This is a genomic window from Staphylococcus sp. 231237_7MaSpsaltlick (genome assembly GCF_043107035.1).
This window is the reverse complement of sequence record NZ_JBICNX010000006.1, coordinates 162,368-173,300: the sequence shown is the minus strand read 5'-3', so window position 1 is coordinate 173,300 and position 10,933 is coordinate 162,368. Positions and strand designations below refer to the sequence as shown.

The 10,933-nt window shown below is 36.1% G+C and carries 10 protein-coding genes; all 10 read left to right on the top strand.

Translation table 11 applies throughout. The features are described from left to right. The first annotated feature begins 157 nt into the window (after positions 1-157). The 10 genes from ACF91D_RS13600 to cysC all read left to right on the top strand — a co-directional run bounded on the left by ACF91D_RS13600 (position 158) and on the right by cysC (position 10,923). Positions 158-997 (top strand): ParB/RepB/Spo0J family partition protein, encoded by an 840-nt coding sequence (locus ACF91D_RS13600; protein ID WP_107526532.1) that lies wholly within the window; start codon positions 158-160, stop codon positions 995-997. 502 nt (positions 998-1,499) lie between these two features. Then, the gene (locus tag ACF91D_RS13595; RefSeq protein ID WP_107511883.1) at positions 1,500-2,225 is read left to right on the top strand and encodes a phosphoadenylyl-sulfate reductase; all 726 of its coding nucleotides are present in this window, start codon (positions 1,500-1,502) and stop codon (positions 2,223-2,225) included. A gap of 193 nt (positions 2,226-2,418) precedes the next feature. Then, positions 2,419-4,242: an assimilatory sulfite reductase (NADPH) flavoprotein subunit gene (locus ACF91D_RS13590; RefSeq protein WP_042737670.1), complete on the top strand. Its 1,824-nt coding sequence runs from the start codon at positions 2,419-2,421 to the stop codon at positions 4,240-4,242. Between the two features lie 17 nt (positions 4,243-4,259). Continuing rightward, positions 4,260-5,966 (top strand): NADPH-dependent assimilatory sulfite reductase hemoprotein subunit, encoded by a 1,707-nt coding sequence (locus tag ACF91D_RS13585; RefSeq protein ID WP_042737669.1) that lies wholly within the window; start codon positions 4,260-4,262, stop codon positions 5,964-5,966. A 23-nt stretch (positions 5,967-5,989) separates the two neighbouring features. Further along, the gene (gene cobA / locus ACF91D_RS13580) at positions 5,990-6,763 is read left to right on the top strand and encodes a uroporphyrinogen-III C-methyltransferase (RefSeq protein WP_042737668.1); all 774 of its coding nucleotides are present in this window, start codon (positions 5,990-5,992) and stop codon (positions 6,761-6,763) included. Positions 6,764-6,777: 14 nt separating this feature from the next. Beyond that, positions 6,778-7,518: a sirohydrochlorin chelatase gene (locus tag ACF91D_RS13575; protein ID WP_107589751.1), complete on the top strand. Its 741-nt coding sequence runs from the start codon at positions 6,778-6,780 to the stop codon at positions 7,516-7,518. Between the two features lie 30 nt (positions 7,519-7,548). Continuing rightward, complete coding sequence (locus ACF91D_RS13570; RefSeq protein ID WP_042737666.1) at positions 7,549-8,160, top strand: NAD(P)-binding protein; 612 nt, start codon at positions 7,549-7,551, stop codon at positions 8,158-8,160. Between the two features lie 22 nt (positions 8,161-8,182). Next, complete coding sequence (locus tag ACF91D_RS13565) at positions 8,183-9,094, top strand: sulfite exporter TauE/SafE family protein (RefSeq protein WP_042737665.1); 912 nt, start codon at positions 8,183-8,185, stop codon at positions 9,092-9,094. Positions 9,095-9,116: 22 nt separating this feature from the next. After that, positions 9,117-10,295 (top strand): sulfate adenylyltransferase, encoded by a 1,179-nt coding sequence (gene sat, locus ACF91D_RS13560; RefSeq protein WP_042737664.1) that lies wholly within the window; start codon positions 9,117-9,119, stop codon positions 10,293-10,295. 19 nt (positions 10,296-10,314) lie between these two features. Then, the gene (gene cysC / locus ACF91D_RS13555; RefSeq protein WP_042737663.1) at positions 10,315-10,923 is read left to right on the top strand and encodes an adenylyl-sulfate kinase; all 609 of its coding nucleotides are present in this window, start codon (positions 10,315-10,317) and stop codon (positions 10,921-10,923) included. Positions 10,924-10,933: the final 10 nt, after the last annotated feature.

Here is a 10,933-nt window from a genome sequence, read left to right as displayed (position 1 = left end):
CAATTTGTCAACAACTTATCAGAAAATTTTGATTTAACTAAAAATAATGTGATTCTATTCAGCAATAAATTAGCAATGCTATACTAGAACATATATCAAAAAAGTATAGGGCACTTTATTTTAGACTGGTTATTATAGAGGGAGAGGTGTAGCAATTATGAATGTAGAAGATCAACGATTACAGTTAGTAGGGGATGCTGAAATACAAGAGATAAAGCTTGATGAAATTAAAGCCAACCCCTATCAGCCGAGAAAGACCTTTGATGAGGAGAAGCTAGATGACTTAGCTGGGTCGATTAAGAATCATGGCGTCTTGCAGCCTATTGTAGTTAGGAAGGCGATAACCGGTTATACAATTGTAGTTGGGGAAAGACGATTTCGTGCTTCTCAACGAGCGGGGATGTCTCATATACCTGCAATCGTTAAATCTTTAACTGATGAAGATATGATGGAACTTGCCATAATAGAAAATTTGCAACGAGAAGACTTAAATGCAATAGAAGAGGCAGAAAGTTATAAGAAATTAATGACTGATTTGAAATTAACACAACAACAAGTGGCAGCCCGTTTGAGTAAATCGCGCCCATATATTGCTAATATGCTACGTTTACTACACTTACCTAATGAAATAGCTCAAATGGTTAAAGCAGGAAAGCTTTCGGGTGCACATGGTAGAACGTTGTTAATCGTGAAAGAACCAACAAGGATGAAGCAAATTGCCAACCAAGCAATCAAAGAATCATGGAGTGTCCGTGAATTAGAATCCTATGTACAAACGTTAACGACTAATAATCAAATGGCTGAACCTACACAAAGTGACTCAATTACGAAACCGAAATTTATTCGACAACAAGAACGTCAATTACAGGAACAATATGGTGCCAAAGTAGCCATTTCTACGCGTAATAGAAAGGGACATATCACATTTGAATTTAAGTCAGAAGAAGAATTTAGAAACTTAATACGTCAATTAAATGATAAATACAATCTTGATTAATAATGTGATATACGCTGCCGTTTAATTCCAAATATGTAAAATTGGGCGCCCCTTAATCAATATGAGTGCGCTATAAGAAATTATCATTTATAAATACACTTTGAATGTTGCCGATATATCCCGACATCCAAAGTGTATTTTTGTGTTATCAATGTAAATAGAGTTGGTTTACAAATTAGAATCATTATAAAAAATAAAAATTTTCAAAAAACTAAAATCATTAATAAAGTCAATACTGACAAGGTTTGTAGGGATTTCAGATTATTGTAATTATCTTTTTAAAATAATTATAAAATCGGTTTATAAACGTTGATTTTAAAGGGTTTGCAGCGTTATTCTCAATTGAATTGAACGCTTGATTATACTGGTGAAATAGACTTGACATAAAAAATGACAGTGAGTAAAGTGATTAACATAAATTATTTTCGAATAATTCTAAATACGAAAATGTAGCGCGGAGTTTTACGGAGCACATTAAAGAAAAAAGGGGATGAACCCATTAATGTCAGTAGAAAAAATTACTTATGATAACTTTTATGATGACGCGTTTGACAATGTTGATATTACAGACGAGACAAAAGGTGCACGTGAAGTAATCTCTTGGGCTTATGAAACGTATGGTGACTCTATTATTTATTCATGTAGTTTTGGTGCAGAAGGCATGATTCTAATTGACTTGATCTATAGCGTGAAAAAAGATGCTGAGATTGTCTTTTTAGATACTGACCTCCATTTCCAAGAAACTTATGATTTGATAGACAGAGTTAAAGCACGTTATCCAGAACTCAATATAAAACTAAAGAAACCAGATTTAACATTAGAAGAGCAATCTGCGGAATATAAACCAGCATTATGGAAGAGTGACCCTAATATGTGTTGTTATATTCGCAAGATTAAACCTTTAGAAGAAGTATTATCAGGTGCGACAGCATGGGTTTCAGGTTTGCGTCGATCACAGGGACCTTCAAGAGCGAACACGAATTTTATCAACAAAGATGAACGCTTCCAATCTGTTAAGGTATGTCCTTTAATTCATTGGACTTGGGACGATGTATGGGATTACATCAAGAAATACGATTTACATTATAACGAATTGCATGATTTTAACTATCCTAGTATTGGTTGCATTCCTTGTACATCAGCTGTCAGTGGTTCAGGTGATTCAAGAGCAGGAAGATGGACGAATTCAACTAAGACTGAATGTGGTTTGCATACAACACGACCTTAACGACGATATACACATATTTTTTTACTTTTAAACCTTAGTAAACTAATCAGTTATATAATCAATCGAGTATTATATTGTGTGCATTTTGCACGCAATATAAGGTTGGTTATCCTGTAACTTAATCAAATGTGTATAAAATGAAAGTATTTTAAAACAAGAGAAATGAAAATAGACTATATGAGGTGAACTTGCTGTGAATTTATCTGTAACAAACAGTCCATTCAACGAAGAACAAGCAACACAACTGAATCAAATCATTCAAAACCTTACGCCTGAGCAACAGACATGGTTAAGTGGTTACTTGACTGCTAATCAACAAGCTGTAGCAAATGGTTCGGCACCAACGCCACAAGTGGCAGAATACGTCCTAAACAATGAACCCCAAGCAAACAGTGATCGACATATTACGATTTTATATGGTTCTGAGACTGGAAATGCACAAGGGTTAGGTGAAATCTTTGCGGATCGTTTAGTAGAACATAACTATACAGTTAAATTAAGTTCGATGGATGATTTTAAACCTAAAGATTTGAAAAAAGTAGAGGATTTATTTGTTATTTCATCTACTCATGGTGAAGGAGATCCACCTGATAATGCGTTAAGTTTCCATGAGTTTTTACATGGTAGAAAGGCACCGAAATTAGAAGGAGTTAGATTCTCTGTATTAGCTTTAGGTGATGAATCTTATGAATTCTTCTGCCAAACGGGTAAAGATTTCGATAAACGCTTAGAAGAATTAGGCGGCGAACGTATCATTGACCGTCAAGACTGTGATATAGACTATGATGATCTAGCTGAAAAATGGATGAACGCTAATATTGAAAAGCTTAATAGTAGTTCTGGTATTCAACAGCAGACGGTAACTTCTACAGAAACAGTAGCTTCTGCAAAAGAGAAACGCTATTCAAAAGCAAATCCATATCGCGCAGAAGTATTAGAAAATATCAATTTAAATGGTAGAGGCTCAAACAAAGAAGTAAGACATGTCGAGTTATTGCTTGATAATTATGGTGAAGAATACGAGCCAGGTGATTGTTTAGTAGTCATCCCAGAAAATGATCCGGAAATCGTAACACTATTGATTGATACCTTGAAATTTGATGAGACAGAAGAAATTGCAATTAATGAAGATGGCGATACACTACCATTGCGTAAAGCATTGACTGAACATTTTGAAATTACTAAATTGACGAAGCCATTATTACAAAAAGCAGCTGATCTGATTGGTAATACACAATTATCAGAAAAGGTGCAAGATGCAGATTGGGTACACACATACATAGATGGTAGAGATTTAGTCGATTTGTTTACTGATTTCCCATCTGAGACATTTAAAGCTGAGAATCTACATCAATTATTAAGAAAATTGCCACCAAGAGAATACTCTATTGCAAGTAGTTATAAAGCGAATCCAGATGAAGTACACATTACGGTTGGCGCAGTGAGATACCACGCACATGGTCGAGATCGTTCAGGCGTTTGTTCTGTACAACTCGCAGAAAGAGTTCAACCAGGTGATACGATTCCAATTTATTTGAAGAAGAATCCAAATTTCAAATTCCCAACAGATGAAACGCCTGTGATTATGATTGGGCCGGGAACGGGTGTTGCACCATTTAGAGCATACATGCAAGAACGTGAAGAATTAGGGTTAGAAAGTAAGACGTGGTTATTCTTTGGAGAACAACATTTTACAACGGACTTCCTATATCAAACTGAATGGCAAGAATGGCTTAAGGATGATGTATTAACTAAGTTAGATTTAGCATTCTCAAGAGACACAGATGAGAAAGTTTATGTTCAACATAGAATTGCGGAGCATAGTGCTACTTTCTATGAATGGTTAATGAATGGCGCTGCATTGTACGTTTGTGGAGATGAGAAACAAATGGCGAAGGATGTTCATCAAACTATTCGCTACGTATTAGAGCAAGAAGGCGGTATGTCAGAAACGGAAGCTGAAGCTTATCTAACGGAAATGAAAAAAGAAAAACGTTATCAACGTGACGTTTATTAAGAGAAAGGGATGATAGTATGGCTGATTCGAATTTAAACTTTTCAGAGAAACTTGATGAAATGGAACGAATCAAAACAGAAAGTAACTATCTTCGCGGTACGATTGAGGAAGGTTTAGCAGATAGAATTACAGGTGCAATAGCTGAAGAAGATACTAAACTTTTAAAATTCCATGGTAGTTACATGCAAGACGACAGAGATCTTCGAGATGAACGTCGTAAACAAAAATTAGAACCTGCTTATAGTTTCATGATTAGAGTTCGTGCGCCAGGCGGTGCGTCAACACCAGAGCAGTGGATTGCAATGGATGATATTGCAAATGAATATGCAAATCACACGATTAAATTGACAACACGCCAAGCATTCCAATTTCACGGTATCTTAAAGAGAAATCTCAAACAAACAATGTTTGATATAAACCAATCATTATTAGATACGTTAGCGGCATGTGGTGATGTTAACCGAAACGTTATGAGCAACCCGAACCCTTATCAATCAGATGTCCATGCAGAAGTTAACCAAATTGCTAGTGATATCAGTGCGCATCTATCACCAAGAACACAAGCCTATCATGAGATTTGGTTAGATGGTGAAAAAGTGATGGACACAAGTGTTGAGGAAGAACCACTTTACGGTAAAACATATTTACCACGTAAATTTAAAATTGGTATTGCTGTTCCACCATCAAACGATATCGACGTATACTCGCAAGATATTGGTTTAATTTCTATTATTGAAGATGGCAAGCTTGTTGGATTTAATGTCACAGTTGGTGGCGGTATGGGTATGACACATGGTAATACCAAAACATATCCACAACTTGGGCGTTTAATAGGTTATTTCCCTAAAGAACATGCTTTAGATGTTTGTGAAAAGATCTTAACGATTCAACGTGATTATGGTAATAGACAAGAACGTAAAAATGCGCGTTTCAAATATACAGTAGACCGTTACGGTGCTGATTGGGTACTTAGTGAGTTGAATAACCGTTTAGGTTGGAGTTTAGAATCACCTCGTGAATTCCACTTCGATCATAATGGTGACAGATATGGTTGGACTGAAGGTAGTGGCAAGTGGCATTTCACGTTATTTATACAAAATGGTCGTGTTAAAGATACAGAAGATTACAAATTGAAAACAGCGTTACGTAAAATCGCTGAAATTCATACAGGTGATTTCAGATTAACACCAAACCAAAACTTGGTAATTGCTAATGTAGACGCACAGAAAAAACCAGAAATTGAAGCTTTAATTGATGAGTATGGATTAACTGATGGTAAACATTACACAGGTTTACGACGCAATTCAATGGCATGTGTTGCTTTCCCAACTTGTGGTTTAGCAATGGCAGAGTCTGAGAGATACCTACCTTCTTTAATTACTAAAATTGAAGATTTATTGGATGAAGCAGGCTTGAGTGAAGAAGAAATTACAATTCGTATGACAGGTTGCCCAAATGGTTGTGCGAGACCAGCATTGGCAGAAATAGCCTTTATAGGTAAAGCGCCAGGTAAATACAATATGTATTTAGGAGCCAGCTTTACGGGCGATCGATTAAATAAAATGTATAAAGAAAATATTGGGGAAGCAGAAATATTAGAAAGTTTAAGACCAATATTATTGCAATATGCAAAAGAAAGAACTGAGGGAGAACATTTTGGAGACTTCGTTGTACGTGCAGGTATTGTTGACGCAGTAAATGATGGTCAAGTGTTCCACAGTTAAAAAATAGAGAAAGTGGTGACAGGATGGGCAAAGTATATTTAGTAGGCGCAGGTCCAGGAGATCCTGATTTGATAACAGTAAAAGGTTTAAAAGCAATAGAACAAGCGGATGTTATTTTATATGATCGTTTGGTAAATAAAGAACTATTAAATCATGCTTCACCTTTAGCCAAATTTATGTATTGTGGTAAAGATCCAAACCATCATTCATTGCCACAAGAAGATACTAATAAAATGTTAGTGAGTTTGGCCAAAAAAGGGCTTACTGTCACTCGCTTAAAAGGTGGAGACCCCTTTATTTTTGGTAGAGGGGGAGAAGAAGCAGAGGTATTAGCAGAGCAGCATATTCCATTTGAAGTTGTACCTGGTATAACTTCAGGAATAGCTGCCCCAGCTTATGCTGGTATACCTGTGACACACCGTGATTATAGTTCGTCTGTAGCGTTTGTTACAGGTGTTATCAATAAAGGTATTGATAAAGATGAATATTGGAAACATTTAGCATTAGGACCAGAAACATTATGTATTTATATGGGTGTGAAAAAATTACCGGAAATTTGTGAATTACTAACGACAAATGGTCGTTCAGTAGACACACCGGTCGCACTCGTACATCTAGGTACATCTGAACATCAAAAAACGGTTGTCGGTACATTGGACAATATTGTTGAGATAGCTAAAGATATTGAAAATCCAGCGATGATTGTTGTCGGTGAAGTAGTTCGTTTAAGAGATCAGATAAGTTGGTTTGAGACATTACCTGTGGATGAAGCAGTTGCTAAGTTGACTTATCAGTAATAGGAGGGGTTAGTGTGCGAGGTGTCTTATATGTCAGTCATGGCAGTAGAGTTGCTGAGGCTGTTGAAGAAGCGAAATCATTTATCGAAAAAGTAAAAGTACAAATAGATATCCCGCTACAGGAAATTTGCTTTTTAGAATTAACAAGCCCTAACTTATCTCAAGGATTTGAAAAGTTAGTTGCACAAGGTGCGACTCAAATTTCAATTGTACCGGTGTTATTGTTAAGTGCTGGGCATTACTTTAAAGATATTCCGGCAGAAATTGAAGAAAATCAGTTGAAATTTCCTAATGTAGAAGTGTCATATGGCCAACCTTTAGGGGTACAAAGACGATTAACGTCAGTGTTGAAAGAGCGAATTGCTGAGACAGGTATTAAACCTAATGATGATGCAAAAGTGTTGGTTATAGGAAGAGGTAGTTATAATCCACAGACACAAAAAGACATTACAGCTATACGAGATCAATTATATGATCTCACAGAATTGAACGATATTGATGTTTGTTATTTAGCAGCTTGTGGCCCTAAATTTGAGGAAGCACTGCAGCAAGCAGTTGAAGCTAAACATTCTCAAATATTTGTTGTGCCTTATCTATGGTTTACAGGCATATTGGAACAACACATTGATAGTACTGTGAATAGTTATGATGTAGATAGCGACATTATACTCTGTCATAGACTAGGGCATCATAAGTATTTACAGCATGCATTAAGAGATAGAGTGTTAGAAACATTTGAATTAGTGAATCAGTAGATAATGAAATGTATAGAGAGAAGTGAGGACATGCCTTTGATTCCACTTATGTTTGATATATCAGATAAACAAGTTGTAGTGATTGGTGGTGGCAAGGTGGCTGAACGTAGAGTGCAAACATTAGCACAATATACTAAGCATATACTTGTCATCAGTCCAACACTTACGGATGTATTGCAAAAGTTATTTGAAAATTCTGTGATTAAATGGTGTAAAAGAGAATTTCAAGTAGCAGATGTTCAAACAGCATCGTTGATTATAGTGGCAACAAATGATTCTGCTACAAATAAACAGGTGTTGGAGGCGAAACCCCATCATGCATTAGTAAATTATGCAGAAGATGTTACTGCTGGAGATATTGCATTTCCAAGTATACTGCAAAGAGGGAAATTGACGCTAAGTGTATCAACACAAGGTGCTAGTCCCGGACTCACTTCTCAAATACTACAAGAATTTCGTGATCGTTATGATGAACACTATGAAGCCTATGTGGATTTTTTATATGAGTGTAGACAACGTATTAAACAGAGCCAATTAACAGCATCTGAAAGAAAGCAATTTCTTAAGGACATTCTGTCTTCAGACTATTTAAACAAACATAAACAATATGAAGTTAGAACATGGTTAGATTCAATAACCTAATAAATCGAAAGGGGTACGACGCATGCATAAATTATTTATCTTTGCACTTGCTGGTTTTCTTGCACAATTGATAGATGGGTCATTAGGAATGGGCTTCGGTGCATCCTCATCATCTATATTATTAACATTTGGTGTGGCGCCAGCTATTGCTTCCGCAACGATTCATTTTTCAGAGATTGCGACAACAGCAGCATCCGGTACATCACACTTGAAATTCGAGAACGTGCATAAACCTACATTAATTAAGTTGGCGATTCCAGGTGCAATTACTGCATTTATAGGCGCCGCATTCCTAAGTAATATTCATAGCGACTTAATTAAACCGTTTATCGCCGTGTTCTTACTAAGTATGGGGTTATACATCTTATACCAGTTTCTATTTAAAAGAAATCAACAGCTTTCTGACGAAATAAATCCCGACAAAGGCAGTCGTTTTTCTATGATACCACAAGGCTTAGTAGCAGGCTTTCTAGATGCAGTAGGCGGTGGTGGCTGGGGTCCGGTCAATACGCCATTATTACTAGCTTCGAAAAAATTAGAACCGCGCTATGCAATCGGTACGGTATCTGCAAGTGAATTTTTTGTAACTATTTCAGCATCGTTAGGTTTTATTATATTCCTTGGTTGGGATCAAATTAATTGGGCACTTGTAATTTCATTAAGTGTCGGTGGTATGTTAGCAGCACCTATCGCAGCATGGTTTGTCAAAATTCTACCTATGAATATATTGGCAGTTTGTGTTAGTGGATTAATTATCTTTACAAATAGTAGTTCGCTATTAAGTGTATTTAACCCAGGAACGACAGTAGCATTGACTATAAAAATAGCATTAATTGTCGTTTGGATAGGATTGGTTATTTTTGCATTATCACAAAATAAAAAATTACCTTTTTCAGTATCTAAAAAAAAGGCCAACGTAAATGAACTAGATTAATAATTAAAGGGAGTGTATGACAATGACAGTAACAAATAAACCTGTAAATAATACAATACAACCACATGGTGGCACATTAATTAATAGACAAGTAGAAGGTGCAGAAAGAGAGCAATTAATTCAAGAAGCGCAAAATTTTCCTGCTATAACACTAAATCCGTGGAGTTTATCTGATTTAGAACTTATTTCGATTGGTGGTTTCAGTCCGTTAGAAGGCTTTATGGGCGAGGCAGATTATACAGAAGTAGTCGAGAATGTGCATTTAAGTAATGGATTGGTATGGAGTATTCCTATTACATTACCAGTGGATGAAGCTCAAGCAAACGAATTAAATATTGGAGATAGAGTTGCTTTATATGGTGAGGATAATCATCTTTATGGTGTGTTAGATTTAGAAGAAAAATACACTTATGATAAAGAAAAAGAAGCGAAATTAGTATATGGTACAACAGATGTTGACCACCCAGGTGTGAAAAAAGTCTACGAAAAAGGCAGCGTATACTTAGCCGGTCCAGTTCATTTAGTGGATAGACCAAAGCATGACGAATTTGTAGATTTTCATCTAGATCCTGTTGAAACAAGACAATTATTTAGTGACTTAGGATGGAAGACGGTTGTTGGTTTTCAGACTAGAAATCCAGTGCATAGAGCACATGAATATATTCAAAAAGCAGCGCTAGAATCAGTTGATGGTTTACTATTAAATCCTTTAGTGGGAGAGACTAAATCTGACGATATACCTGCGGCAGTTAGAATGGAAAGTTATCAGGCGATATTAAAACATTATTATCCTGCTGACCGCACGCGTTTAGTTATCTATCCAGCTGCAATGAGATATGCAGGACCACGAGAAGCAATTTTACATGCGACAGTACGTAAAAACTATGGCTGTACACACTTTATTGTCGGTCGTGATCATGCTGGAGTCGGTGATTACTATGGCACATATGAAGCGCAAGAACTTATCTCGCAATATGAAGCTGAGTTAGGGATTCACATCTTAAAATTTGAACATGCTTTTTACTGTAAAAAATGTGAAAACATGGCAACTGCAAAAACATGCCCACACGATGCATCTGATCACTTACATTTAAGTGGAACAAAAGTAAGAGAAAAATTGAGAAATGGCGAATCATTACCTAAAGAATTCTCAAGACCGGAAGTAGCTGAAGTATTAATTAGAGGTTTACAAGAGAAATAACAGTCAAAGGAGTTTAGTGATGAGTACATCTAAAAATATTACATGGCACGATTCAGAAGTGAAAAAAGTAGAAAGACAACATCGAAATAAACACAAAAGTGTAGTGATTTGGTTTACAGGTTTATCCGGGTCTGGTAAATCTACAGTTTCTGTGGCACTTGAACAAGAACTGTTTAAACAACAAGTACAAACTTATCGTTTAGACGGTGACAATATTCGTCATGGTTTAAATAATAATCTAGGCTTTAGTCCGGAAGATCGTAAGGAAAATATTCGCCGTATTGGTGAAGTTGGCAAACTTATGGTAGATGCAGGATTAGTTACAGTGACGGCATTTATTTCTCCATACAGAGAAGATAGAGATGCTGTACGTGACTTGCTAGAAGATGATGAATTTATTGAAGTTTACACAAAATGTAGTTTAGATGAGTGTGAAGCGAGAGACCCGAAAGGCCTTTATCAAAAAGCACGAAATGGTGAAATTCAAGGCTTTACTGGTATCAATGCACCGTATGAAGAACCGATTGATCCTGAAATTGTTATTGATACGGAACAAAATAGTGTTGAGGAATCTGTACGTTATATCATTTCTTATTTAAAATCACATGCTTATATTAAAAATAAATAAATGTGATGAT

Coding starts and splice junctions, on each gene's coding strand:
- ACF91D_RS13565 (WP_042737665.1), top strand. CDS start 8,183: ATGCATAAATTATTTATCTTTGCACTTGCTGGTTTTCTTGCACAATTG.
- ACF91D_RS13600 (WP_107526532.1), top strand. CDS start 158: ATGAATGTAGAAGATCAACGATTACAGTTAGTAGGGGATGCTGAAATA.
- cysC (WP_042737663.1), top strand. CDS start 10,315: ATGAGTACATCTAAAAATATTACATGGCACGATTCAGAAGTGAAAAAA.
- ACF91D_RS13570 (WP_042737666.1), top strand. CDS start 7,549: ATGCCTTTGATTCCACTTATGTTTGATATATCAGATAAACAAGTTGTA.
- ACF91D_RS13585 (WP_042737669.1), top strand. CDS start 4,260: ATGGCTGATTCGAATTTAAACTTTTCAGAGAAACTTGATGAAATGGAA.
- ACF91D_RS13595 (WP_107511883.1), top strand. CDS start 1,500: ATGTCAGTAGAAAAAATTACTTATGATAACTTTTATGATGACGCGTTT.
- sat (WP_042737664.1), top strand. CDS start 9,117: ATGACAGTAACAAATAAACCTGTAAATAATACAATACAACCACATGGT.
- cobA (WP_042737668.1), top strand. CDS start 5,990: ATGGGCAAAGTATATTTAGTAGGCGCAGGTCCAGGAGATCCTGATTTG.